Origin of the sequence: Amycolatopsis sp. NBC_00345 (genome assembly GCF_036116635.1) — a bacterium.
Classification (GTDB): Bacteria; Actinomycetota; Actinomycetes; order Mycobacteriales; family Pseudonocardiaceae; genus Amycolatopsis.
The window spans coordinates 7,277,314-7,301,738 of sequence record NZ_CP107995.1; the positions used below are offsets into that span (position 1 = coordinate 7,277,314).

The 24,425-nt window shown below is 68.1% G+C and carries 29 protein-coding genes and 1 riboswitch; of the genes, 9 read left to right on the forward strand and 20 right to left on the reverse strand.

What is annotated here, in order from left to right; genetic code table 11:
• Nucleotides 1-55 precede the first annotated feature (55 nt).
• The 6 genes from OG943_RS32735 to OG943_RS32760 all read right to left on the reverse strand — a co-directional run bounded on the left by OG943_RS32735 (nt 56) and on the right by OG943_RS32760 (nt 4,540).
• A complete protein-coding gene (locus OG943_RS32735) occupies nt 56-415 on the reverse strand; it encodes a hypothetical protein (RefSeq protein WP_328604776.1) in 360 nt (119 codons plus the stop codon).
• Complete coding sequence (locus tag OG943_RS32740; RefSeq protein WP_328604777.1) at nt 394-867, reverse strand: hypothetical protein; 474 nt, start codon at nt 865-867, stop codon at nt 394-396. The genes OG943_RS32735 and OG943_RS32740 overlap by 22 nt, the downstream gene beginning before the upstream one ends.
• Nucleotides 864-1,760, reverse strand: a complete 897-nt coding sequence (locus OG943_RS32745) for a hypothetical protein (protein ID WP_328604778.1) — start codon at nt 1,758-1,760, stop codon at nt 864-866. Before OG943_RS32745 ends, OG943_RS32740 begins: the two co-directional genes overlap by 4 nt.
• 53 nt (nt 1,761-1,813) lie before the next feature.
• Entirely contained in the window at nt 1,814-2,287 is a 474-nt protein-coding gene (locus OG943_RS32750; protein WP_328604779.1) for a hypothetical protein, read from the reverse strand.
• A 137-nt stretch (nt 2,288-2,424) separates the two neighbouring features.
• Nucleotides 2,425-3,204, reverse strand: coding sequence for a VG15 protein (locus OG943_RS32755; protein WP_328604780.1), 780 nt, complete (start codon nt 3,202-3,204; stop codon nt 2,425-2,427).
• 4 nt (nt 3,205-3,208) lie between these two features.
• Nucleotides 3,209-4,540 (reverse strand): phage portal protein, encoded by a 1,332-nt coding sequence (locus OG943_RS32760; RefSeq protein WP_328604781.1) that lies wholly within the window; start codon nt 4,538-4,540, stop codon nt 3,209-3,211.
• A gap of 65 nt (nt 4,541-4,605) precedes the next feature.
• On the opposite strand from OG943_RS32760, the gene OG943_RS32765 reads away from it, so the two are divergent.
• The gene (locus OG943_RS32765) at nt 4,606-5,238 is read left to right on the forward strand and encodes a hypothetical protein (protein ID WP_328604782.1); all 633 of its coding nucleotides are present in this window, start codon (nt 4,606-4,608) and stop codon (nt 5,236-5,238) included.
• On the opposite strand, the gene OG943_RS32770 is transcribed toward OG943_RS32765, so the two are convergent.
• The 13 genes from OG943_RS32770 to OG943_RS32830 all read right to left on the reverse strand — a co-directional run bounded on the left by OG943_RS32770 (nt 5,179) and on the right by OG943_RS32830 (nt 15,398).
• Nucleotides 5,179-6,855, reverse strand: a complete 1,677-nt coding sequence (locus tag OG943_RS32770) for a Terminase (RefSeq protein WP_328604783.1) — start codon at nt 6,853-6,855, stop codon at nt 5,179-5,181. The genes OG943_RS32765 and OG943_RS32770 overlap by 60 nt on opposite strands.
• Nucleotides 6,845-7,288 carry a phage terminase small subunit gene (locus OG943_RS32775; RefSeq protein WP_328604784.1) on the reverse strand — a complete coding sequence of 148 codons (444 nt, stop codon included), beginning with the start codon at nt 7,286-7,288 and terminating at the stop codon, nt 6,845-6,847. The genes OG943_RS32770 and OG943_RS32775 overlap by 11 nt, the downstream gene beginning before the upstream one ends.
• 16 nt (nt 7,289-7,304) lie before the next feature.
• Nucleotides 7,305-8,063, reverse strand: a complete 759-nt coding sequence (locus OG943_RS32780) for a Mom family adenine methylcarbamoylation protein (protein ID WP_328604785.1) — start codon at nt 8,061-8,063, stop codon at nt 7,305-7,307.
• Nucleotides 8,064-8,241: 178 nt separating this feature from the next.
• On the reverse strand, nt 8,242-8,511 hold the full coding sequence (locus OG943_RS32785) for a hypothetical protein (RefSeq protein ID WP_328604786.1): 270 nt from the start codon (nt 8,509-8,511) through the stop codon (nt 8,242-8,244).
• Nucleotides 8,512-8,515: 4 nt separating this feature from the next.
• On the reverse strand, nt 8,516-8,806 hold the full coding sequence (locus OG943_RS32790) for an HNH endonuclease (protein WP_328604787.1): 291 nt from the start codon (nt 8,804-8,806) through the stop codon (nt 8,516-8,518).
• A 154-nt stretch (nt 8,807-8,960) separates the two neighbouring features.
• Nucleotides 8,961-9,629: a hypothetical protein gene (locus tag OG943_RS32795; RefSeq protein ID WP_328604788.1), complete on the reverse strand. Its 669-nt coding sequence runs from the start codon at nt 9,627-9,629 to the stop codon at nt 8,961-8,963.
• Nucleotides 9,630-9,718: 89 nt separating this feature from the next.
• The gene (locus tag OG943_RS32800; protein WP_328604789.1) at nt 9,719-10,486 is read right to left on the reverse strand and encodes a DUF2786 domain-containing protein; all 768 of its coding nucleotides are present in this window, start codon (nt 10,484-10,486) and stop codon (nt 9,719-9,721) included.
• Between the two features lie 671 nt (nt 10,487-11,157).
• On the reverse strand, nt 11,158-11,520 hold the full coding sequence (locus tag OG943_RS32805; RefSeq protein WP_328604790.1) for a hypothetical protein: 363 nt from the start codon (nt 11,518-11,520) through the stop codon (nt 11,158-11,160).
• A 227-nt stretch (nt 11,521-11,747) separates the two neighbouring features.
• Nucleotides 11,748-12,740 carry a hypothetical protein gene (locus OG943_RS32810; RefSeq protein ID WP_328604791.1) on the reverse strand — a complete coding sequence of 331 codons (993 nt, stop codon included), beginning with the start codon at nt 12,738-12,740 and terminating at the stop codon, nt 11,748-11,750.
• The gene (locus tag OG943_RS32815) at nt 12,737-13,318 is read right to left on the reverse strand and encodes a zinc finger domain-containing protein (protein WP_328604792.1); all 582 of its coding nucleotides are present in this window, start codon (nt 13,316-13,318) and stop codon (nt 12,737-12,739) included. Before OG943_RS32815 ends, OG943_RS32810 begins: the two co-directional genes overlap by 4 nt.
• Nucleotides 13,318-14,454 (reverse strand): hypothetical protein, encoded by a 1,137-nt coding sequence (locus tag OG943_RS32820; RefSeq protein WP_328604793.1) that lies wholly within the window; start codon nt 14,452-14,454, stop codon nt 13,318-13,320. The genes OG943_RS32815 and OG943_RS32820 overlap by 1 nt, the downstream gene beginning before the upstream one ends.
• Nucleotides 14,455-14,634: 180 nt before the next feature.
• On the reverse strand, nt 14,635-15,063 hold the full coding sequence (locus tag OG943_RS32825) for a hypothetical protein (RefSeq protein ID WP_328604794.1): 429 nt from the start codon (nt 15,061-15,063) through the stop codon (nt 14,635-14,637).
• Nucleotides 15,060-15,398: a hypothetical protein gene (locus OG943_RS32830; RefSeq protein ID WP_328604795.1), complete on the reverse strand. Its 339-nt coding sequence runs from the start codon at nt 15,396-15,398 to the stop codon at nt 15,060-15,062. The genes OG943_RS32825 and OG943_RS32830 overlap by 4 nt, the downstream gene beginning before the upstream one ends.
• A 264-nt stretch (nt 15,399-15,662) precedes the next feature.
• Between OG943_RS32830 and OG943_RS32835 the strand changes: the two genes are divergently transcribed.
• From OG943_RS32835 to OG943_RS32855, 5 genes are all read left to right on the forward strand, one after another.
• The gene (locus tag OG943_RS32835) at nt 15,663-16,145 is read left to right on the forward strand and encodes a hypothetical protein (protein WP_328604796.1); all 483 of its coding nucleotides are present in this window, start codon (nt 15,663-15,665) and stop codon (nt 16,143-16,145) included.
• An 80-nt stretch (nt 16,146-16,225) separates the two neighbouring features.
• The gene (locus OG943_RS32840; RefSeq protein WP_328604797.1) at nt 16,226-16,726 is read left to right on the forward strand and encodes a hypothetical protein; all 501 of its coding nucleotides are present in this window, start codon (nt 16,226-16,228) and stop codon (nt 16,724-16,726) included.
• Nucleotides 16,727-17,908 carry an MAB_1171c family putative transporter gene (locus OG943_RS32845; RefSeq protein WP_328604798.1) on the forward strand — a complete coding sequence of 394 codons (1,182 nt, stop codon included), beginning with the start codon at nt 16,727-16,729 and terminating at the stop codon, nt 17,906-17,908.
• Entirely contained in the window at nt 17,886-18,524 is a 639-nt protein-coding gene (locus tag OG943_RS32850) for a hypothetical protein (protein ID WP_328604799.1), read from the forward strand. Before OG943_RS32845 ends, OG943_RS32850 begins: the two co-directional genes overlap by 23 nt.
• A 53-nt stretch (nt 18,525-18,577) precedes the next feature.
• Nucleotides 18,578-19,609, forward strand: coding sequence for an NAD-dependent epimerase/dehydratase family protein (locus OG943_RS32855; RefSeq protein WP_328604800.1), 1,032 nt, complete (start codon nt 18,578-18,580; stop codon nt 19,607-19,609).
• Nucleotides 19,610-19,612: 3 nt separating this feature from the next.
• On the opposite strand, the gene OG943_RS32860 is transcribed toward OG943_RS32855, so the two are convergent.
• Nucleotides 19,613-20,917: a hypothetical protein gene (locus tag OG943_RS32860; protein ID WP_328604801.1), complete on the reverse strand. Its 1,305-nt coding sequence runs from the start codon at nt 20,915-20,917 to the stop codon at nt 19,613-19,615.
• 537 nt (nt 20,918-21,454) lie between these two features.
• On the opposite strand from OG943_RS32860, the gene OG943_RS48505 reads away from it, so the two are divergent.
• From OG943_RS48505 to OG943_RS32870, 3 genes are all read left to right on the forward strand, one after another.
• On the forward strand, nt 21,455-22,039 hold the full coding sequence (locus tag OG943_RS48505; protein ID WP_442874821.1) for a bifunctional DNA primase/polymerase: 585 nt from the start codon (nt 21,455-21,457) through the stop codon (nt 22,037-22,039).
• A gap of 439 nt (nt 22,040-22,478) precedes the next feature.
• Entirely contained in the window at nt 22,479-23,564 is a 1,086-nt protein-coding gene (locus tag OG943_RS32865; RefSeq protein WP_328604802.1) for a radical SAM protein, read from the forward strand.
• Between the two features lie 35 nt (nt 23,565-23,599).
• Nucleotides 23,600-24,142 (forward strand): class IV adenylate cyclase, encoded by a 543-nt coding sequence (locus OG943_RS32870; RefSeq protein ID WP_328604803.1) that lies wholly within the window; start codon nt 23,600-23,602, stop codon nt 24,140-24,142.
• A gap of 188 nt (nt 24,143-24,330) precedes the next feature.
• Nucleotides 24,331-24,418, forward strand: a riboswitch (ZMP/ZTP riboswitch).
• The last annotated feature ends 7 nt before the right edge of the window (nt 24,419-24,425 follow it).

Sequence of the window (24,425 nt, forward strand, 5' to 3'; positions counted from 1 at the left end):
CCCGCGCGCCGTCCGAGTCGATCGTGATGCCGAAGATGCTGGGTAGCGCCAGGGGTCAGCCCTCCGTGTGGGTCAGGACGGTTTCGTAGTGCAGGAACCCGGGTCGGGGTTCGAACTGGGCTGGTTCCCCTTCGACGGCGAACGTGCGGCCGTCGTAGGTGACGCGCTCGCGGGCACGGATCTGCTCGGTGGTCAGCAGCCACCAGGCCCCGGTGACCGCGACCCGCCCGGGGGACGGGTCGGTGCCGCCGCTGCGGGCGGTGTCGCGTGGCAGCAGGAGGCCGGCCACGGCGCGCCGGGGTGCGCCCGGTCCGTAGTCCAGGGCCGGGGCCGGGTTGTCGTAGGCGTCGGGCACCTCCCGGGGCGTGATGACGATCAGCTGGTGCGGCAGGTTCAGAGCGGCGGCTCCTCCCACGGGAACGGCTCGGCCAGCTGGCCGCCGGGCCCGAGGACCGGCAGCGCGGTGGGGCCGAGGTCGCCGGGTTCGGCCGCGTAGGGAGTCCGGACCGAGCGCAGGCCGCTGCGGCGGGCCAGGCGCCGCAGCACCTTGTGGTCGTGCTCGGTGAGGTAGACCCCGGAGGTGGCGTCGTCGCCGTAGCGGTAGGTGTACTGGCCTGCGGTCTCGGAGCTGTAGCCCTCGGGGTTGCGCACCGCCCGGCCCGCCGCCTGGCACACGATGGTGACGACGGCGGGCGGGACGGTCGGAGTGAGCAGCGCGGGCGGCAGCTCGGCGCGCACCAGGTTCGACGCGTCGACCAGCGCCGTGAGCGCGCGGGCTTCGGCGTCGGGACTGGTGAGGGTGATCCCCGGGCGGGCCTTGAGCTGAGCGAGGGTCGCCAGCGGGTCCGGCTCCGCGGCTTCGGTCACGCAGCGGGCGCGGTGGTGAACCGCACGGCCCGCTTGACCGCACCGTCGTCCACGGTCGTGCTGGCGCCCGCCAGCGTCGAGACCACCGAACGGTCCTGCTGGAACGCCGGGTCATAGTCGCGAATCAGCCGCATGGCGAACCCGCCGTAGGTCATCGCCTGCCCGAACGTCGCCCCAGCCGGCACGTCCAGCGCGCGAGTCACCAGCGGGAACGCAGTGGCGTGGTAGGCGACGCCGGAGCCGTCGGCGAGGTAGTTGCTCGGCAGGACGGTGAACCCGTAGAGACGGCCGATGATCGCCTCGCGCAGGGCCTGCGGCGAGCCGGAGGCGTCGACCGGGACCAGGCGCTTCTGCGGGTCGTTGAGCAGCATCGATTCCAGCTCGGACGACACGGCGAACCAGCGCTGATCGAACGGCACACCCGCCTTGTTCAGCAGCGCGCGGGCACGGATCATCTGGGTGTGCAGGTCGGTCCCGTCGCCCTTCACAGCGATGGCCGAGGGAAGGGCGTTCATCTGCCCGGCCACCATCGTTTCCACCCCGATGGCGACGGACTTGGCCTGCGGGGTGGCGATCTGCTTCGTGAAGTCCTTGACCTGCAACGTGAGCTGTTCGTCAGGGAGGTTGATTCCCTTGTACAGATAGGTATCGATCTTGATATCGACGGACTTCTCTTCGACGTCGTCGATCACAATGGGCTTGTTCTCGGCCCGGTTGAATGTGCGCACCGTACCGACGACGGTATCGGTGCGGATGGTGACGGTGTCGCCCTGCTTGCCCTGGAAGTCGGCTTCGGCGTCGCGCCAGGTGGTTCCGGCCAGGACGGTCTGCTGGGTCAGGGCCGCGATCGAGGCGGACGCGATCTGCTTCGGGGTGAGGAGCTTGTTGGCCATAGGCGGTGCGGTTCTCCAGAGGGTGACGGACGGGTGGGACGGAGGTGTCGGGGCTACTTGCCCCAGACCAGGCGGCTGATCTGCTCGGGGGTGTCCTCGACCGGTTCGGCCGGGGCGCTGGCTGCCGGGCGCAGCGCTTCGACCGGTGGCCGTCCGGCCGTGGTCCGGGTGGGCGGAGCGGCGGCGGTGACCAGGCCCGTGATGACTTCGGCCAGTGCGGCGGCGTCGGTGGTCAGTTCCTCGGTGGTCGCGCCGGTGAGCCGGGGCGCGAGCGCGTCGGGCAGCTTCGCCGCGCGGATCACGGTCAGCCGGGACAGGTCGAGTTCGGCGGCCTCGGCGCGCTGCTGTGCGGCGGCGGCCTGCTCGGTGAGCTGCTGGGCCTGCTCGCGCAGGGACACCAGCTCGGCGGGTTCGGCGGTCTGCTCGGGCGCCGGTGCCGGCTGCGGCACGACCGGCGCGGCGGGAGCGGCCGGGACGGTGGGGGCGCCTGTGGGCTGGCCGGTCTCGGCCGAGGGAGCGTCGGGCACTGCTGGGCCTCCAAGAGGTCGGTGAACAAGGAGCGGGGTGGAAGGCCACCCGCCCGGTTTCCTCATGCGCGACAGCGGGGAGAGGGCTGTTGTCGGGCTGTCGTGGGAATCCGGGCGGGCGGCCGGTCTGGGGGCGCTCAGCCGCGACGGGCGGTCTCGTGAGCGCGACGGAAGGCGCTGCGGGCGGCCTTGCCGGACAGGCCTTCGGTCGAGGTCTCCCACAACGCGGCGAACCGCTGGGAGGTGTCGGGGAGCACGGCGCGGCCGAACACCGGCTCGGCCTGGCAGCCGCACCCGTCGTGGTACTCCTCGCCCGTCGCGGCCGTGGTCGTGGCGGATCGCTCGGAGCGGTAGAGGACGGGTGTGTCGATGGCTCCGCGGCTGGCGAGCATCGCGCAGAACGCGCACGGGTCGCCGTCGGTGACGCGCAGCCAGCCGCGCGCGGCCGGGTCGGCGCGCAGTGTGGTCTGCACGATGACGCGGCCCGCCTCGAGTACGTGGCGGGAGCTGGCTGCCGCGACTCCAGGCCCGGCCTTGTCCAGTGCTCGCGCGGGGTCGAGGCCGCCGAGGATGAGCCGGGCTACCACCCGGGTGCCGGTCACCCGCAACGAGGTGGCCGCCCGGTTCCGCCACGGCGCGGACGTGCCGGCCTGAGCGGGGCGCGGCGCGAACGCCGCAGCCGCGGGGACCTCGGCTCGGCGGAAGTCGCGGTAGTAGCGCGCGGCCAGTGCGGCGGAATCCTCGCGGTGCCGCGCCAGTGCGGCCAGGACTTGCCCTGTCCACCCGGGATCGGTCAGCCGCAGCGGGTCCAGCGATCGCCACAGGCCGAGGACTTCGGCCACGACCCGCGCGGAGATGTGGCCCTGTGCGAGCCGGTGCGCTGTGGTGGCGGCCCGGCCTGCCGGAGTGGCAGCCATCGGCTCACCCCAGCCCAGGGTCGGTGGTGGCGCGGGCCAAGGTGTCGGCCAGCAGCGCGTGCCCGTCGACCGCCGGGGGCATCTGCTCCCAGCGGCGCACGTCCTGATCGGTCACGCCCGGTAGGCGCTCCCAGGTCGCGCGGGCGGGAACGTCGAGCATCTGCACGGCCTTGCCCCACGCGTCCACGACGCCCGCCAGAGACCGGGTCGAAGTGTCGCGCCAGCGCACCACCGCCGTGGTGTCGAGCCAGCCGGCCTCGTCCCCGGCGGCGAGACAGGACAGCCGCAACGTCTGCTGCCACGACTCCCCGTAGGACGTCTTCCGTTCCCCGACCCGGCGTTGCAGTCCGGCGTCGGCGGCGTCGATCGTGTCGGCGGCCAGGTTTGCCAGCGACCCGTGCAGCGCCCACGCCGGGGTCTGGGTGATCGCGGCCAGGTGCCGGAGGATCTGTTCCAGCACGGCGACGTAGCCGGACATGTCGGTGGAGTCGAACGTCCCGAACCGCGTCTCCGGCGAGTCGGAGTGCAGCAGCCGGTCCGGGCCGATCGGCGGTTCCTCGTCCTCGTCCAGCTCCAGCCCGGCGGCCCACCGCTGCCGGTGCGCGCCGTGCTCACCGGTCGTCATGAGCAGGAAGGTCTGGTAGTTCAGCCGGTCCTGAATGTCGAGGACCGGGGCGACCACGCCGGGGCTGTCGGCGTCGAGGTCGTCCTCGTCGAGGAACCGGACGACCGGGCAGACGCCGAGGCCGTGCTCGGCGTGGTCGAGGTAGGCCGGGCCGTCGCCGGGCTCGTTCTCGGCGAGGGTGTAGACGGCCTGGTCATCGAAGAGCCGGTAGACCTGGCGCGGCCCGTCCGGGGTCCACGAGGTCTTGCGTTGCAAGGCGTAGATCGGCCACGGGTCGGCGTCGTCGGCGTAGACGGCGGTCATGTTGCGCGGGGACACGCCCCGGATTACCGGGGCCGTGTCGCCGGGCAGCACGGTGGTGTAGGACCAGCCGTACTTCAGCGTGGCCCGGTGCACCGCGGCCTGGCGGCGCGCCAGGCCGTTCTGGTTCCAGTGCGACCAGCCGAGCGGCTCGTCAGCCTGGTCGTCACCGAGCGCGCGGAAGCCGTCCACGAACAGGTTCTGCGCCAGGAGCTGCATGAGCAGGCGGCACCAGTTCGTGCGGGAGCGGTCCAGCAGCCAGCGGTACGCCCGCCGCGCGGAGCGGGGCGCGAACGGCAGATCGTGATCACCCTGGACGTAGCGATGAATCCGGTTGTTACGGGCCTGATCCGGCCAGACAGCCTCGATCCGGTGCGCAATGTCAGCGGCCTGGGCAGGAGACAGGGGCAAGTTCCCTCCTCCGTTAGCCTTTTCGCCTACAATGCAGGGATACGTATCGACCCTCAGGGGGGCCAATGGCTATTGTGGAAACACTTGCAGCGAAATCAATCAATGAAAACTTTCTGCAAAAGGTGGCTTCTGTTGCCGTGGGCGCTTGTTCTACATTGTGGATAGGATTTGCTGTATGTCTTTACATCACAAATCCCATCACTATCGCAGGACGCGTCGGCGAATACCTGGGGTTCGAACACTTCCCGGAAAAGCTTCTTCCAGCAGCCGAATGGGCGGCCGATCCCAAACGTCTACAGCTGTTCATTGGCGCGGCAGTGATTGCTGGAATACTGTTCAATATCGGCGCAACGCCGATACTTACCGCCCGACACTCGGCACCGCACGCGGCCTGGTTATTCTTTCTTTTCGCAGTACAGGGGGCAGGTTTCTGGACAACCATGGGAACCTGTGCAGCAGTGAGCGTTCTAGCTTTTGCCTTTTCTTGGATTTCGACGGACGGGCCGCGCGATAAAACGCTATCCCGAATCGTGCTTATAAAAAATATCTACACCAACATAATTCTAATGTTCTACCCTCTTTCTCTTCTGGTCATGTGGTTCTTTGCCTCTTATCGAGGGGACCTGCCAGCAGATTCGTCACGTGAACACCCGCAGCCGACCGGTGCGGCGCCTGTTCCGTCTCGACCAATCCGGTGAGGCCAGCACCAGGCGGCGGACATGGCGGGCGCCGATCAAGCAGATGGCTAGGTCGATCTTGTGCGGTGAGTCCCGCGCCTCCTTGCGGATCAGCACGCCGTAGCGGGTCGGCAGCCGACGCGCGTTGAGCACGTGCCGGGTCAGGCGGGTATCGCCGTCGTGGGTCAGGGCCTTCTGCCGAATCTCGGCCAGGGTGCGTTCCACAGCGGGGGTGAACTCGGGGACCTTGGCGCGCATGTCGAACGCCACGGCCGCGCGGCTGCGGCCGGTGGTCGCGTCGACCAGCAACCGGTCTCCGAACTCGAACCCCCACGTGTCGACGTAGGACTCGAACTCGCGGACGTCGGCGAAGAACCCGACCACGTCGAACCGGTCGAACGCAGTGCGCACCGCCAGGTCGGCGGCCGCCCGGTCGACCTCCCAGCCGGCACCGGCGGGGCCTTCGGGCTTCTCCTGGCAGTGCAGCACGGCGGCGTGTCCGTCGGACATGCGCACGGCCACCAGGCCGGTGGCGTCGTCGTTCTTGCTGCCGTCGAAGAACATGACCACCGTGTCGCCGTCGAGCAGCGGGGGCCGCTCGGGGTCGAGGCAGGCCGACCATTCCGGGGCGGTCGTCCACGCGGTGGCGGCTGAGGAGCGCTGGTTGAAGAAGTACCGGCGGGACTCTTCCGGGGCTTTGGTGAGGTCCCAGAACTCGTTCTCGACGATGCCGGGCAGGTCCATCCAGTCGGCGGCCGGGCCGTAGACCTCCCGCAGGGCGGCCACCATCGTGTCCAGGTCGGTCAGTTCGACGTCGGGCGGGGCTTCGCGGTGGTCCCACAGCAGCCGGGCCGAGCGGGTCCGGCCCTCCCTGATCGCCTTGGCCTGCCGGTCCAGCGCTTCGAGGATCGAGTCCTCACCGGCCTGGTACATCGTGGACGTCAGCAGGCCCCACGGCTGGGCGGCCTTGCGCTTGCGCAGGTTGCGGTCCACGGTCTTGAACATCCGCCGCAGCTCGGGCGTGATGTAGAGGTGCGGTTCGTCGAAGATCGCGAGCGATTCCTTGCCGCCGTCCTTCGCGGACGAGCTGGCGGTGGACGGGACGATTTCCCCGCCGCCGGGCAGCAGTACGCGGGTGAGCCCGGCCGCGCCGTTCGGCAGGTCCTCTCCGAGCGGGCCTTCGGTGAGGTTGAAGTGGATGACGTCGAATGTGTTGCCGGTCTGGGACTCTTCGGTTGCCAGGCAACGAATGTAGGGGTAGACGAGCGGCTGGCCCATCGGCTCGCCGGGTTCGTAGGTGTAGGTGAAGTCCCGCCACTGGTAGGTCTCGCCGCCTGTGGCCCACCCGGAGAACCGGCACGGGCCGAACGCCTCGAAGAGCCCGACGAACCCGGCGATCTCCGACTTGGCGCGGCCCTTCGCCCGGGAGAGCACGGCCCGGCTGTACTGGCGGCGGCCGTGGCCGTCGAGGGCGTAGGCGTCGACCAGGAACCCGGCGAACTCGTCGTCCAGGTCGACGTCGTCGCCCTGGACGTCGCCGGGGCCGTGCACGGTGAAGTGCTCGGTCCAGGCCGCCGCGAGCCAGCCGAGAGAGCGGGCCCGGTCGTGGCCGGGGGCGTAGACCAGCTCACGCGTCACCGGACAGCCTCCGGCGCCGCTCGTCGAGCCGGGTCACCGCCGCGGCGTCCGGGGCCGGCGGGGCGTCAGTGTCCTCGCCGGGAGTGGTGTAGCGGATGCGCAGCTTGAGCCGGTCCTCGTGGGTGAGGCCGAGCTTGGCCGCGCGCAGCCGCAGTTCGGCGGCCCGGTTGGCCTCGCCGCGCCAGAACGCGTCGACCAGCACCGCGGTTTCCATCGCGAACCGCCAGTCGGTGTCCGTCCAGAGACGGCAGTGCGGCATCCGGCGGACCGCTTCCCACCAGGCCAGCGTCTCCGCGTGCCACTTCTTCCGGCCGTTCTTCGGTAGCTCCGGCGACGGCCCCTCGAAGGGGGCCGCCTCGATCGGGGTCCAGTCGTAAGCCTTGGGGTTGCGGTTGCGCGGGTTGGCCGAGGGCGGCCGTCCGGTGATCGCCACGGCTCACCCCCTCGGCTCAGGCAGGGGCAGCCGGATACGGCTTCGCCAGCGGGCCGACCTGACGACGCATCGCGCGATCGAGCGGATAGAGGTAGCGGTGTTTCACCGTGCTCTCGACCACCCGGTGCACGTGCGGGTCCACGGTCCGCCGCACGAATTCCTCGGCGGTCTCTCCGGCCGGCCGATGGACCGCCATGTGGCGCAGCGTCCGGCCGTGCACCAGCTGCCCGTGCACGACGTAGGAGGCGTTGGTGGGGTTAGTGGTGCCGGTGTAGATCCAGTTACCGGCCTGGTAGATCCCGCCCCGGTGGCCTTGGGCGGTGTCGGCGTAGGACACGACCAGCCGCAGGCCTGGGCAGGCGGCGCGGAGCTGGCGCAGGCTCGCCGCAACCATCTGCGTCACCGGATGCTCGTGCGGGCGCAGCGCGACGCGCAGCAGCTCCACGCACTCGGTCTGGTCCAGGCCGTAGGGGCTGCCGAGAGCGGCCGTGGCGGACCTGCCGAACATGACCACGCCCGTGAACTCGCCGTGCTCCCACACCCCGAACGGGGCGATCTTGCTGCGCGGCATCTTCTGCGAGTAGTGCCAGCGCAGCACCGCGTACTGCGCGGCGTGCCACGTGCACGGGGCGACCAGCAGCGGGACGGACGGATCAGTCCACGGTCCGCCGGGCGGCGGAAGGTGCTCCGCGGCACCGGCGGGCCAGGGTGCGAGCGGAGAGCTGGTCGAGACGAGGGACGTCGGTGGTCGGGCGGAAGTCGGGTTCGCGGGCATCCTTGGTCCGGGGACGGGGTGAGGTGGCGGCCAGAGCGCGTCACCTCCCAGCAGGTCAGAGGTAGCGCGCCGGGAACCGCGGGTGCCGGCCACTCGGACACGTGGCGAAATCGCCGGAGTTTCGTACAGACCGCGAGGTGCTATGCCTAACCGGTGCGGCTGCCGGGGCGGCGAGGGGTCACCCCCCAGGGGTGGCGGCGCGTGACGAACGACGACCACGCCGCGCGGACTCGCTGGTCACCAGCTCGGCCGGCGCGGCGGGCTCGGCCTCGGCCGGGCCGGTCGGCTCGGTGGCGGACGGTTCGACCGGGCCGTTCGGCTCGGCCTCCGCGTCCGGTGCGGCGACAGCCATACCGGTGGAGAGCAGCCATTCGGCGGCGGCCTGGTCCTGCTCGATCACGGTGCGGGTCGGATGTCCGCCGAGGGAGCGCAGCAGCAGTACGCGCATGGAGTCACCTTTCGATCAGGCCAGGGTGCGGCTCAGCGGGACGGCGCGCGGACGGGCGCCGGGCAGCAGCGGCCCGGCCGCCTTCGCGTCCGCTCTTGGTGGCGTGGCACGGGGTGCAGATCCCTTGCAGGTTGGAATCCGCGTGGTCGTCGCCGGGGATGACGTGGTCGACCTCGGTCGAGGGTGCGAGCAGACACACCTGGCACACGGGATCGCGCCGCAGAATGCGGGCACGTCTGCGGGGCCATTCCCGTGGAAGGCGGGCGGCTCGGTCGCTGCCGGACCAGGCGAGCATGACTCACCGCCCCCACACTGTTGGAGGGGCCGCGCTTGGCGCTGGTGAGGAAGTGCGGAAATGGGAGAGCCCCGGCTACCGAGGGGGAGGGGGTAACCGGGGCTCTCTACCGAAGCTTAGGGGATCACCGTGCAAGCACACTGATCCAACCTGATCAATGTAGCGTTCGGTGCTGGTCAGGCGCAAGCGGGTTCTGTTCGCGAATGGCAGTCACGTATTTATGTGCCGTGGTGTAGTGCACGCCGAGGCGGCGAGCGATCTCAGCGACGGACAGCGGCTGACCATCGTCTCCACGCTCGGCAACCAGCTCGGCCACGCGCGCGGGCAGCTCCGCGCGCGGCACCGTCTCAGCGGCTCCGGCGGGACGCCCGCCGGCCTGTTTCCGTCCGGGCTCGGCGCGATCGGCGCGGTAGGCCTCCACGGTGCTGCGGTGCCAGAACGGAACCCCGCCGTGTTCCTCGTCTGCGGGAGGCACCAGCGGACGTTCCCCTTCTGCCCGGGTCCGGTCGCGTTCCATGCTTTCGTACCGCGTCCAGGTGGCAACCGAGAGTCCGGCGGCCTCGGCCGCCTCGACCCGGTCGAGTAGGTCTCCGGGGCTGCCGAGTGCGGGCAGTTCGGGCACGGGCTCGCCGCGTGCGAACGCGGTGGCTTGCTCGGAATCCCAGAGCCTCCGGTGCGTCCTGCCTCGGGCAGGGTTGGCCTGAGCGGGGTGGCGCGGGTGGTCCCACGGCGGTGGTTCGGCCCGCCGGGCGGTGCGCAGGCTCATGCCGTGAAGTTCGGCGATCTCCTCTTGAGTGATGAGCGTGCGGCCCGCCGGTATCACGTGTCCCTCCTCCCGCCACCCGGGCGGGTGGTCCGTCTACAGTGTGCCGCCCCGGCTCCGAGTCCGGAGCCGGGGCGGCGGGTTGGTGCCTAGCTGGTGATGGCGGCGGAGCCGTTGCCGTTCACCTTGGTCTGGCCGGTGTCGGCGTTGCGGCCGTCGCGGTGGCCAGCGATGGCCCCGGCCACGTTGTGCTTGTCCTCCCGGCCGTAGGCGAGGTCCGGGAACTGCTTGTCGAACGCGGCCTTGGTGCGCTCGGCGGCGGAGACCAGGACCAGTTCCCCGGTCTTGCCCTTGACCTTCTCGGCCATCGCTTCGCGCGACACGGCGATCTTCTCCGCGACGCCTCGGCCGTAGCCGGGGAGGTAGGAGCGGAAGAACGTGCGGCGTTCGATGTTGGCGTTGGCGGCGGTGTCGAACATGCCCTTGCGCTCGGCCATGTGCGCCTTGGCCGCCGCCATGCCCTGCGCCTCGGCCTGAATGAGGATCGAGGGCAGCAGCACGTCCAGCGCCTTGAGCGTGGCGGCCGGGCCCATGATCAGCACCCACCGGACGTTGCCGTTCATCTTGTTGCCCAGCGTGCACACCGAGCAGCCGTGCGCCTCGGCCACCGAGTAGATCAACGAGGCGCGGGCCTTGCCGTGCCAGCCCTGGCCCGAGACCTCGAACTCCAGAAGCTTGATCGGCTCCGGCCGCTTGCCCTCACGGTGGCGCACGGTGGCCTGGTCGAGGTTGTGCTTGGCGATCAGCTCCGCAGCCTTCGCGGCGTAGGTCTGCGCCTCCTCGGGGGTGACCGCCGCGTCCTCGGCCTTGTCCAGCAGCTTGCGGACCCGCTCGGCGATGTTGGGAGTGGTAGCCATGGTGGTGTTTCCTCCGATGATGACGGTGATTGTGTTGCCGGGAGCGGGGTTCTAGGTCCGTGCCCGACAAGAAGAACTATATCTGATGTTGAGGACATAGGGAAGGGTTGCAGAGGTGACCCGCCCCACGTCGAACTCCGAGGCGGGCCACCTTGCAGATCTGAACTACCCTCGTCCGCCTGACTCCTCATCGGCAGGCGGACGGTTTTCGTTGACACGCTTGACAATGAGCCGATACAGATGGGTTGCGCACATCATGACATGCACATGCGGCGGCAGCTCGAAGACATCTACCTCAAGCGGCCTGATGCCAGTGCGCAGACTCAACCGCGCGTGCTGCGCATAGGCGTGTGCCTTGGCTCCCGGACACGGTCCCTCGGCGCCGGTCCGTCGACAGTGGTCACATGGGGCGGCACTGTCGATGGCAACGGGCAACGTCCACAACACTGAGGGGATGGGGGCCGCCGGGGGTTCGGGAACGCTGTAGACCACCCATACCTGCCGTGCGTGAGTGTGTCCATTGTGGCTGACCATTGAAGATTTTCCTTTCGGGCACAAGGATTTCAGGCCCGACAACCGAGCGGGTAACCCGGTCAACTGCCGGGACGTGCTGGAAAACGGGGCGGCGAAAGGGTTTTCGCTCTCGCCGCCCCGCACGGGCTAGCGCTCGGTCACTGCTGCGAGATGACCCCTCGGGAAAGGATCAAGCACTTGATTGCCTTCATGGCCAGGCGCCAGTCCAGTCCGTCCGGAAGCTCGACCATGGCCGTGTGTAGTTGATCGCCCGCCTCAAGGTCGGCGCGGTCGCGTTCCATGGCCACGTGGAGCTTCATTCCGGGGCATGTCGCAAGCCGCCGCTCGAAGCAGTACACGCATGGCTCACTGCCGGTTGTCAGGTCGGCCAGCAGGCGCACGATCGACGGTTCCCACAGCGTGGCCGACGCGGCAGCCTCGCCCCACGGGTGGCCGTCGAGGTGGTTTGCCAGCGCGGTGTAGCGGTAGAGCACCCACCACTGAATCATGTTGCCGTTCAAGGGCTTCCTTCCGATTCTGATGACGGTGATGTAGCGCTGCGAGCGGGGTTCTAGGTCCGCTCCCAACACGGATAACTATATCCTATGTTTGAGACACAGGGAAGGTTGAGAAGGAGTTGTGACCCGCCCCATATACTGGCGGTGCTTCCTCCGTGATGACGGTGAAAGCAGGCGGGGCCGGCCGGTTCTAGCCACCCTTCGGGGCGGTCGACCGGCCCCGCCACCCTTCAGCCGGCCAACAGCGCGCCTCTGCGGCGCTGCCAGGATGCGAGCACCGCGTTGCGCTCGTACAGCGGCCGTCGCCGGGATCCGTGGTTGGCCCACCCGTCCTCGCTGCGCCAGCGTCGCAACGTCCCGGTTGGAACGAAGAGCCAGGCGGACAATGCGGCGACGTCAGACACCGGCGTGCCCTGTGCGTCGCTCAGTTCGTCCCAGCTCGCACGGGGCCAGCGGGTCCGGCACCTCGGGCAGGTGATCCGGTCGGCGTCTGGGCGCACCCGAAGCCGGGCGCCGCATGGCTGCCGCGTTGCCTCGTCCGGTGTCGGGCAGGTGCCAACGGGGACGCTGGACTCGGCCGTGCCGGTCGCCGCGTGCACCATGCCGAGCAGGCCGCGGACTTCGCTTGCCAGGTCGTCCACCCAGTACTGGCGGGTGACGTAGTCGAACCACTCGACCAGAAACGCGGCTTCCCCGGCAACCGTGCGGGTGCGCAGGCCGAGCTGTTCGGCGATTTCGTCCCGCAGCTGCCCCAGTGGGGTGTCCAGGCGACCCGCCCATGGCTGGCGACCCGTGAAGTCCAGCCAGCCGACCAGCAGTTGCCCCTGACGCTGCTCGTCCGGGTCCGGGACACCCATGCCGGTGTCGTCGCGGATGTTGTCCGCCCAGCTCGACAGGATCTCCAGGACTGAGTGCGGGTCGCCGTCGTCTTCGGCGCGGGTCCGCCGGTCGGTCAGAACCAGGACGGTGTCCCGGGCCGGAGAGCGTGAGCCGTAGCCTGGCGTGCCACGCCCGCCGGCCGAGGCGCCACCTCCGGGCACGGCGGCCCGGATCAGCTCGGGGTACAGCCGGGCGAGTTCCTGAATGTCGGCGCGCAGCTCGTCCGCGCACGGGTCGCACGTGCGGTAGCCCTGCTGAGCCCGGAACGGCTCACCCGAGTGGGTACGGCAGCCCAGCAGGCATGAGGTGTCCCGCTCCTCGGCCTGGTCGGTGCTGGTGATCATCGTGCGATCTCCTGGTCGTGGGTGGTGGTCGCCTGGCGCGTGAGCTGCGCACGGGCGAACTCGAGGCGGGACGGATGCATCCGGGTCGTCTTGTCGCGCAGCTCCCGGACTCCGGCGCGGTTGCGGGAGAGCGGCCCGCACACAGACCACGCCTTGGCCTTGCAGAACGGGCACACCACGCTGCGGGCCAGGTCGTGGTCGGCGTTGCGCTGCCAGCCCATGACCTCGTAGGCGGCGCGGATGCCCCGCATGCCTGCCTGCCGGTGGTAGTCCCTATCCGGGCCAGGCGGGCGGGCTCGCCGATGCTGAGCCGGGACACCCGCCGAGGCCGGCCCCGGCGGCCCGGACTCCGCGGACCGGTCGCGCGCCGCGTCGCAGCTCCCGGCAACGTCAGACGGGGTGGCCCGGCGTGCACGGGAGCCCATCGCGCTCATGGCGGCGTGGCACTCGGCCAGGCTGTACTCGGCCAGGCCGGACAGCCACGAAGTCACCAGCTCGTTCGTCACGTGCGCGTCGGTGTGCCGCATGAGCAGGCCGCGCACGTCGCTGCGGCTCATGACGGCGTACATCGTGCTCATCAGGCCGCCTGCCCTTCGGTCGCGGAGGTCAGCGCGGCGTCCAGGATCGCGCTGAGCTGGTCGGCGTCCGCGTGCTGCGGCCGGGCCAGCCGGACCGCCAGCCCGACCCCGTGCTGTTCGTCCTCGGCGATCGCGGACGCGCGGAGGCCCTCGAAACGCTCGGCCATCTCGGCGTCCCGAGCCCTCTTTTTCGGGTCGGTACCCGCAACGCGAGTGGCACGCATTCGCTCACCGACCAGCATGGACAGGAAGCTGGGCGGCAGAGTCTTGGTCGACCAGGCCGCCAGCCCGGAGCCGACTACGGCCCCGGAAATGCCTTCTCGCAGCAGCGGGATCACTTCGGCCACAAGCTGCGCCCGGACCCGGGCAGGCACTGACTCGGCGTAGAACTCCACCAGCCGCTCAGCCTCGGCCCGGCGCTGCTGGCGGACCGATCCGGCAACCAGCTGGCCCGTCTCCGCAGACCGGGACGCCTTGTCCTCTTGCACCGCCGGGGTTCCAGCTGGTAGCTGCGCGGCGCGCACGTCGCGCGCCGCGCGCGGGGGTAACCCCACTTTCCCACCACTCGAAGACAGAATGGGTTCTCCAGTCTCCCGCTCCCCACTCCCTTCTCCCAGGTCCTTCGGCGAAGGCGTCGCGGAAGGGTTCGGCGAGGGGTTCGCCGGAGCCGCAGCAGCGTCGGCGGGCGCCAGTTCGGGCGCCGGGACCGGCGGCTGGATCGCAGCGGGCGGGCGCGCCGAGCCGCGGACGGTCATCGCTGCTTTGACCTCCGGCGGCAGTTCCCGCGCCCCAGCTTCCAGCGCATCGGCCGTCACGAGTGGGGCCGGGCCGGTGATCTCGACGGGCAGGCGCCGCAGCTCGGCGGCCAAGGCGGCCCGCAGGATCGGCGACTCGATCTCGAACGCGACCCGCAGCGCGCCGCGCAGGACGTTCGGCTGCTTGTACAGCTCGTCATTGCGGATGAACGTGCGGACGAGCAGTTCCTCGGTGTCCTGGTCGATCACCACGAACCGGGCGGCGTCCAGCTCCGAGAGTGCGCCGCGTACCTCCGTCAGATCCAGGTCCGGGTGCGGCCGAGCCCAGCGCTTCGCCGCCAGGTCCAGCACTCCGGCGTAGGACAACTTCACCTGCGTCATGAGTTGCAGGTAGATCATTTTCGCCGCTAGCGACAGGTTGATGAACTCCTCGTCGTTCCAGATACGAAGGTAGATACGGGCATGATCGCGCGCCAAGAGAAATCCCTACAGGTCAAGAAAAGCGGGCACGGTGGGGAGCCCGCCGTGTGACCCGCGGCGGGCTCCCTGCGGAATGGATCGTCAGCCGGTTAGCGGCTGGTCGACGAGTGGGCGGTCGTGCAGCGCGGCGACGTCCAGCGTGTAGACCGGCTGGAGCTTGCCGACGTTGCGGCCTGCCCGATCGGTCGAGCGGACGTAACGGCCGGTCGTCACCAGCAACCCAGCAGCGCGCAGCCGGTTGGCTGTGGCCCCGATGAGCTGGGGTTGCACCCAGGCCGGGAGCAACGGCCGCCACCGGTTCGCGAAGGTCTCGCGCAGCGGATCGGCAAGCGCGTCGCGCACGATGACCGTGACGATCGCCAGCACCGGCGCTTCGTTGCGCGGTTCGGCGGTCAGCAGGGCGGCGACCGTCGCGGCTGTCTCGCCCGAGCCGGCCGGGCTGGTGACACCGACCTCGGCGATCATCGCCCTGGCCAGCGCCACCAGGTCAGCGAACGAAACAGCCGTCATGCGGCCAGCAGGCGGAAGGTCCAGACCTCCGACACGTCGCTGAACTCCTCGAAGACGTCCGGCCGGGCTTCCTTGAGCAGGCTCTGATCGAGCGCCACGCGCACGGAGCTGGCGAACGACACGACGGGTACGCCGTTGACGGTGCCGACCGTGGCGCCAGCCGCGACGAGGGCAGCCTTGAGCACCGCCTCGCCGTCCTTGCGTTCCTGCGACAGCTTCGCCTGCTTGCTCTTGATCCTCCGCAAGGTCCCGACAATCTGCGCGAACGGGTCAATCGGTCGCTTTACACCCACATCGGGCGCGATGGCAAGCAAATTGGATGTGTTCTGCTTCACGTGCATGACTCCCGGAAAAACGTTAACGCCTGACACAAATCAAACGATCTTGGTCCTGGGTGGTGCACTGTGATCGCCGCTCGGCCCCACGCGGGCCGGGTCGATCACAGAAAATGTTAATGAGTGTAAACAGTTTCTAGGTGCGTATTTCTGCTGGTTGACAGCCTGATGTGGCCGACCATAACGTGGCCCGGTCTACGGTTGTCAACGAAATTCGCAGAATCGGGCAGAAATTGCTTACACCTGTAAACAAGGGGGCCGACGATGGCCAATGAGGGGGACGTGCGGGATGAGAGGACGACGCCAGGCAGCGACGGCGTGTCGTTCGCGGAGGCCTTGAGCTTCCTGGTCGACAAGCGCCCGCAGGCGGACGGCAAGCCCGTCAGTGACCGGGAGTTGTCGCGCTTGCTGAAGGAGATCGACGCCGACGCCTCGCATAGCTACATCTGGATGCTGCGCAACGGCAAGAAGACCGACCCTCGTGCCAGCGTCATTACCGGGCTCGCGCGCTATTTTGGCGTGCCAGCAGGGTTTTTCCTCGACCGCGCCGTCTACGACAAGTGGGTGCAGCGGATCGAGCGAGACGCCGAGCCAGCCGAGGTTCCCGCGCAACGTGGTCGTCGTCGCGGTCAGGCCGCGCTGCTGCGCAGCAGCTTCCCGGGCATGTCCGACCAGGCCCGAGATCTCATCGAAGCCTTAGCGGCGCACGTGAGCGAGCTGGAAAGCGAGGGGCCTGGACGCTCATGACAGAACGCGCCGGATGGCGCTGTCTGCTGCAACAGTTCCGCCGGACACGGCACACCGACCACGTCTTGGGCACTCACCCCGTGACGCGGCTCGACCACGTCCGCGAGCTGGTGGACGCTCTGGAGCTGCCCGCCACCATCGCGCCGGAGGCCTTGGCGGCGAAGCTAGCGCAGTCACGCGGGCGGCCAATCAAGGTCTTGCCGTACCCCGAGGTGATTGTCGCCGGGTTCCGTCACGCGGATGAGCCTCTGCCCTACGGCGTGTGGATCGACGACCCAGCAGCCGACTACGTCTTCTACCGAACCGACACGACGCCGTCCCACCAACGGCACATCATCCTGCACGAGCTGGGCCACATCTCGTGCCGCCACGTCGGCAACCAGGTCGCACGCGACCCGGTCGACGAGGACGAGCCCGATCAGGCTGCCGTCATCGGCGCGGTGAAGCGCGCAGGTGGGTTCGCCGAGGACCAGGAGCAGGCCGCCGAGAGCTTTGCCTACTTGATCGAACGTCAGACCCGCCCCAACCTTTCCGCGACCGGCGAGACGCCGGCCGATCGCTACCGCCTGCTGGAGGACTGAATGTCCCTCGTCGTCGCGCAACTTCAGTCGCTGCTCGTCTGGATCGCAGTCACCGGTGCCCTGGCCTACTGGTACAGATCGTGGCGCCGGTCTCGCACACCGAGTCTGCTGGCGATGGTCAAGGCGCTGGCAGCCCTGGACGTCGCCCTGCTGCTCGGGCTTGACCTCGGTTTCGGCAGCTGGCTGCTCGGGGTTGCCACGCTCCCGAACTACCTGCTCCATGTGTTCACGCTGCTCGCTGCGTACTGGCTCCAGCTGTTCGTGCTGCACCTCGCCCACCCGGCCGCGACCGTCCCGGCCAGAGCCCGTATCCGCACGCGCCTGCTTGCTGGGGCACAACTCGCGCTGCTCGTCTTCTATGTCCTCGGCCCCGTCCATGGAGATCAGACGGCGATCAACGGAGAAGCGGGCAACCCCCTGCTGGCAGTGCTCTACCTCTCCGTGTTCGAGATCTATCTCGGCATCGCGATGTTCGACGTCTTCCACGTCGCACGCCACGCCCGCGAACTGTCCCGCGGCTATCTGCGAACCGGCCTGCGCCTGCTCAGGTGGGGCGGGATCAGCGGCCTGGCCTTCGTGGTGGAGAAGACCCTCTTCTCCGTCGTCCTCGCGCTTGGCATCAACTCGGCTGCCGCCCACGCGATCAACGGCGTCCTCGCCGGAGTCCTGACAACAGCCGGCATCCTGCTGCTCATGGCGGGAGTGACCGTGCCCGCCGTCGGACCGCGGAGCCGCATGCGCCGCGACCACCGCCAGTTGGAACCGCTCTGGCGAGACCTCACCGACTACGCGCCCGAGGTCAAGTTCGAGGCTCGCCCCACCCCGCGCGCCGACATCACCGACCGCGTCCGCCAGCGGCTGACCGAGATCAACGACGTGCTGGTCGGCCCGCTCCAGCCATACCTGGACCCCGCCGTGTACTCCGCCGCCCTGGCGTCCGCCGAGCAGGAGGCCGGCCAAGCGGCGATCCCGGCAGCCGCCACCGCGCAGGCGGTGACCATCGCCACAGCTTTGACCAGCACTCAGCCGGTCAATGCGGACAAGCCGGTAGCGTTCACCTCCGCCAACACGACGGACTACCGCGACGAAGCGTCCTGGTTCGCCTCCGTCGCCACGGCCTACACCCAGCTGACCAGCATCCTGAAGGAGCCTCGCGGCCATGTCGTCGACCCTGCCCACTGAGACGGTGCCCAGCGGGCCCCGGCAGAGCCTGGCCCGTGTTGCCACGGAAGTTCTCGCCCCGTGGGTCTGGGTGCTCGGGCTTCCGCTGCTGGTCGCCTGGCAGGTCACCGGACATCACCTCGGCGAGACCGTGCTCTGGGGACTAATCGTCGGTGTCACCGGCTCCCTCATCCCCATGGCGGTCATCGTCCGCGGTGCCAAGCAAGGGAAGTGGGACGGCCACCACGTCACCAACCGGGCCGGACGGCTCGTGCCGTTCGCCGCCTGCATCGGTTCCCTCGCCCTCGGCTTTATCGTCCTGCTCGTCGGCAACGCACCGCACGAGATGATCGCGCTGGCCGCCGCCGAACTGGTGTGCCTGGTCGTCGCCTTGGCGATCACCTTCGCACTGAAGTTCAAGATCTCCATGCACGCGATCGTCGCCGCAGGCGCGACCGTCATGCTGATGAAGGTCTACAACCCCTGGCTGGCACTCCTCTTCCTTGCCGTCGCATGGGTGTGCTGGTCGCGGGTCGAGCTTAAGGACCACACGACCGCCCAGGTAACGACGGGCGCCGTGGCCGGCATCCTGCTCGGCGGCGGTGTCTACCTCGCGCTGGCGGCAGCCCTGGCGTAGGCGACGCTCATCCCAAGGTTGAGCTTCGAACGGAGCACCGCCAGGATGGCGGCGTGACACGTGTACTGGTTTTGGGTGGGTCCTGGTTCCTCGGCCGCGCGGTCGTTGACGCCGCTCTGGCAGCGGGGGCCGAGGTGACCACCTTCCGGCGGGGTCAATCAGGCGAGGACGCGCCCGGCGTGTCCACAATCCGAGGCGACCGCACAGACGCCGACGATCTCCGGCGGCTCGCCGAGGCCGGCACCTGGGACGCCGTGGTCGACACGTCGGGCTTCGTCCCGAGGGAAACCCTGGCGGTCGCGCGGGCTCTCGAACCGGTTGTGGCGCGGTACGTCTTCGTATCGACGGTGTCCGTCTACCAAGGATGGCCGACTGAACCGCTGACAGACGACTCGCCGGTTCTGGAGACGCCCGCGGACGCAGGCTCAGATTTCGGGTTCGACGGAGACCCTGGCCCGTCCGTCTACGGCTTCACCAAGGCCGGGTGTGAACGCGCGGTCGCCGAGGTCTTCGGCTCTTCCCGCGCTGTCTCCCTGCGCCCCGGCGTAATCCTCGGCCCTCGCGAATACGTGGGACGGCTACCTTGGTGGCTGAACCGTGTTGCGCGTGGCGGACAGGTTCTCGCGCCGGGGCGGCCGGACCGGAGCATCCAGCCGGTGGACGTGCGAGACGTTGCCGCTTTCGCCATGCAGGCAGCCGTCACCGATCTGGCTGGCAGCTTCAACCTGACCGCGGCCGGAGGCGAAACGATGGAGGACTTCCTCCATGCGTGCCGTCGCGCTGTCGGCTCGAACGCCGAGTTCGAGTGGATCACCGATGAGGATTGGCTTGTGGCGCAGGGTGTTGCTCAGTGGACCGAGCTTCCGCTGTGGCGCATCTACTCCGGAGCGTGGGATGTGAGCTCGGCCCGTGCCCGCGCTGCGGGATTCTCCGCGCGACCGATCTCCGAGACGGCGCAGGACACCTGGCAATGGCTCAACTCGTCTGAGGCAGCCGTGGCTCACGAACGAGCTGGCGAACAGGGCATCGCGGCCGACAAGGAAGACCGAGTACTGGCAGCGTGGCGGAGCAGGGAACCGATGTAGAGATCACTGCCCGTCAGTGATCATTCGGACGGTGCTGGTCCGGCTGAGGCTGTGGGCGGTGAAGTCCTCGATCTCGTCTCCGAGCTGAAGAGCCTCGCCCGCGCCGCGATACCGTGCAGTGCCAAGCATCGTGCGTAGGTTCTGCATCCGCAGTGAGATTGCTTCGGTCCGGCGGGAGGAATCGAGGTCGAGCACGGGGCGTAGAGCGTCCTCCGCGCCCGCGAGGTCACCGCGCAGCACTCGGGCGGTGCCGAGGTCGATGCGGGCTCCGGACTCACCGGCCCCCCACCGGGACAGCTCCGGCAGTTCGGCGAACAGGTTGAGTGCCCCCATCGCCTCGATTTCTGCCTGATCGCCGTCTCCGAGAGCGACGAACGCGGCCCCAGCGCACAGGGCGCGGCGTGACCGGTCGAAGCCCAGTTCGCCGCCGATCTCGTCCAGGAAAGCGTCGTTGCCAGCGCGGTCCAGCTCGTCGGCCGCCTTCGCCAGCTCGGTCTGAACCTCCTGCCGCGCGCCGCGGAGCGCCAACGCGCGAGCCTTGACCGAGTGCAGCCGCGCACGGGCAGTCCCGGACGGCGCCGTCTCCAGCGCACCGTTAGCGATGGCGATGGCCTGTTTCGGCCGGCGATCCCAGAACGCTGCCGTGACCTGGAGGGCGCGCGCCCACGCCTGGAGAGACAGATGGTCGATGACGCTCCCGTAGGTATGGGCAGCGCGCGCCTGCTCCTCCGAAACGTGAGGGTGGCCGAGATCCCAGGATACCGATGAGAGCAGTCCGCACACCTGTCCGGCGATCAGGTACAACTCAGCTTTCTGACGCGGCTTGTTCGTCCGGTCGAGCTGTTCGTACACCGTGTTTCGCAGCTTCACCAGGTCCGTCAGCATCTGGCCGGACGACGTCGTGTAGTAGTCCACGGCGGCACGGGCAGCCAAGGCGGCGAGGTTTTCCAGTGCCGACGGGTCGAGTGCCGACGATGATTCGATGGCGTGCTCGGACGACTCGCGGGCAGCGCTCACTATTAGTTCCTCCTCAGTGATCGCGTTGCACGCGATCTCGAACTTGGGAGGGCCGAGCAGATGGTCTACGGGTTCTTCGAACCAGAACTCCAGGACTCGGCACGACACGGGTCGGGGCGGCGGGGCGCCACCGCCGAACCAGCGCTTGGCCTGTCGCTCGGACACGTGCACCGAGCTTTCTTCCCCCGCGCTCGCCGCCTGCTTGGGGAACTCCCGCAGGAAGTCACCAAGCGAGAGATGCCGAGCGTGGGCGAGCTGTTCCAGCCTCGTGCGCGGATCCTTGCTCACCATGTCGTTCCCTCCTTGCCCCCACGGTAGCGATCTTTAAGCCAAATGGGGGGCTGAGCTGGGCGAGTGTCCTCCATATGACCCCTTATGGCCTCGGGATGGCCTCCCAGTGCCTGGTGACACCGCGTGAGGATCGGATCACACCAATTCCGATGCGGGGAGGACACGATGGCCACCTCTGGCCAGCCAGTTCACGGGTACTCCGCACTCAGTCAGCCCGGTGGTTGCGCCGAGTCCCCAACCTCAACGCGACCACCGGGTACCAGCCGGCCGACTGACCAAGCCCGTTTCCGCCGGGCGTGGAGTCGGACGGGCGCTGCCGCCAACGGAGGGCGGCGACGCTAAGTAGGGGCGCAGGAAACAGACCGGCTTGCACATCCGGTCGCCTGCGACGCTGGTCCGCGTAGCCACCGCACCGCCACCCCCTTGGGTTACGCGGACCAGCCCAACCCCGCGCTTTCAATTCCCAGCTATTCCGACGACCAAGGACGCCGAGTCGCAATGCTTCCAGAGATTTCCGACCCCCGACATCGCCAGCTCATGAATGCAGCAGCCCGATACGCGGGCAACGGCTGGGCTGTAATTCCGGGGTCCGTCTGGAACGGTCGCTCCTACACATTGGGCCACACGCCAACGAAAACGGATGGCCTTGTGCCTGCCATGCTTTCCCAGCGTTCCTATCGCGACTGCCGACAGGTTCGTTCGTGGTGGACCGTCGCGCCGTACAGCATCTTGGCTCGGGCGGGCGAGGACTTCGATGTCATCCAGATTTCGGCAGGTCTACTCGGAGCGGCAGTCGAGCATGGTCGACAGTCCGTTGTGCGTAGCCCTATCGCGATCGGTCCGTATGGCGCTCGCGTTCTGGTATCGCCCGGCTCGGAACTTCTTCCAGGCCTGCGGAACCGCATTGGAATCGACATCTTGCCGCCCGGAACTTGCATTCCTCTACCGCCCACACGGATTCGCGGCGGCTCAGTTCGATGGTTACGTGAGCCGTCAGGCCTGGAGTACCGAGCCGGAGACCAACGGCCAGTGCAGATCGCGCTCTTGGAGGCGTATCGACTTTGGGATTTCCAGAATTCGTGCGAACAACGCCCGAACTCCACTTCTTCAAACCAGCATTGAACTCTGATTTCGATGGTGCACTGATGGTGATGCCAAGCATGGAAACTTCTATGTCAAATCAGCAACATCGGAACGATGCTAAAACGTGGCGCGGGGTATTGCATGAGGCGATCGTGCATCAGGTTGGCGAGGACGCTAGGCGACTCGCTGCCAGCGGCATGATCTTCGCCGTGGCGAATTGCGGTGTCGTCTGCGTTGGAGATCTTGATAATACGGATGGAGTTAAATGTAAAACATGCTTTCCGCCCTGGCCTGAAGATTCAGAAACGCAGGTCATTCCCGCGCTTCCTCGATTGCCTAAGCGAGTCCCTCGAAAAGTCCCCCCGCGAAGACAAAAGAAGGCCCGTCGAAATAGTGGATGGTTTGCCGATGTATCGACGACTGATGTGTCGACAATTAGATCGGTCAGCGACTTCCGATTCGAGCGAAAGGGGTAATAATGCCGACCAGCATGCCACTTCCCACTCACGTGAGTCCGGATTCCACGCTCCGGGTCAAAATCGGCGACGCTTGTGGACTGACATGCACGTTCTGCCACAACGAGGGAACGCCTGTCGCGCAAGATAACTACGGGCGAAACGAGGGCAACTTCGTCACGGCTGGACGCTCCGGACGAGTCTCGATCTACACAGCCACCAACCACGTCTCGTTCGTACCCGCCCGCATGCCGGCCGACGCCAGCTTCAGCGATGCACTCGCCGCCCTCAGCGACGCATTGGACTTCACCGAGGTGCACCTGACCGGCGGAGAGCCGACTCTTCACCCTGAAGTCGACGGGCTTACTCGCCTGGCCGTCGAGGCTGGCTTCCGTGTTGGCATGACCTCCAACGGCGAGAACGGCGCGGCGGTTCTGCCGTCGTGCGCCGCGGCTGGACTCGACCGCGTGAACTTCTCCATCTTCGGCACCACCCCTGACGAGCTGGCGGAGGTGCAAGGTGCCAGGTTCCGGAACCCCGGTCGCGCAGCCCGCAAGATAACCGCCTTGAAGCAATCTATTCAGGCATGTGCTGAGAGCGGGGTGAAGGCGACCGCGAACATCGTAGTACCCGACTACCGCCACGCGGAGCGTGTCCACCGCCTTCTCGATGAGTACTCGTCGGATCTGTCGGTGCGCCTGCTGAACTCGCTGGACCACGGCTCAACCTCCATCGAGGCCATTGAGCGAATCCTGCGGGATCGCGGCGCTGTGCCGGTCGCCCGCTATGTCACGGCGGGAGCGTCCGGCTCGCGCACGGCCTACCGGTTGCCCGGCGAACGCCAGGTCTTCTTCAAGCAGATCCGGCCGGTGCGCCTGCCGGACACGTGCACGGGTTGCCGGTTCAACAACGGCACTGACTGCCAGGAGGGCTACTACGGCGTCCGGCTCTACTACGACAACCACGGGCAGTACCAGGTAGGTGTGTGCATTCAACGGATGGACCTGTGCCTGCCGATCGACAAGTTCCTCGCCAGCGGTCTGATCGCCGAGATCAGGGCCCTCCGCGATGGCGAGTGGAACCGGCTCGTCACCCGACGAGCCGGATAACCTGACCGCACGACCAGCAGACAGAAGGGACCACCGTGCCGATCGAGCACGAAGCCAAGATCCTCGACATCGACCCCGCCGCCATCTCCAAGCTGATCCTCGAACAGGGCGGGAGTCAGTTCGGCGAGCAGTCCATGCGCCGCCGCGTCTACGACATCGCGCCGGGTGACCAGTCGAAGTGGATCCGGCTACGCGACAGCGGGAGTACCACAACCCTCGCGGTAAAGCAGATCACGAGTGACGCCATCGACGGCACCCACGAGTACGAGGTCAAGGTGTCGGACTTCGACACCACCGATGAACTGCTCAGAGTCATGGGCTTCACGGCGAAGTCCTACCAGGAGAACAAGCGGGAGCTCTTCAGCCTCGAAGGGGCGGAAGTCAGCATCGACACGTGGCCCCGCATCCCGCCCTACGTGGAGATCGAGGCAGAGTCGAAGGCCGAGGTGATCAGGATTGCGGCGCTTCTGGGCTACGGCCCCGACGACCTGACCGGGGAAAACACGATCAAGGTCTACGCGCGCTACAACATCGACCTCATGGCGATTTCTGACTTGAGGTTCCGACCTCAAGCGTGATCACGCTCCGCAACTATAGATCTTCACTGAGTGAGATAGTTGCCCAAGGGCTTCCGCAGGTCAGCGCGCATTCGATCGAGACATCGCGCTGACCTGCGAAAACCGGGCAGTCATGGCCGTAGCCCTAGTCCGAATTTGACTAAGGAGGCCTTAACGGCTTTTTGCGGCAGAGCGGATCGGCTAACCTGGCCGCGGGCCGTGACTGGCGCTGGGGTGGAGTCACCACCGGGGAGCGGCCCGGCGATCCCGTCACCGCCGCGCGCCTGGGCATCCGCAGCGATCC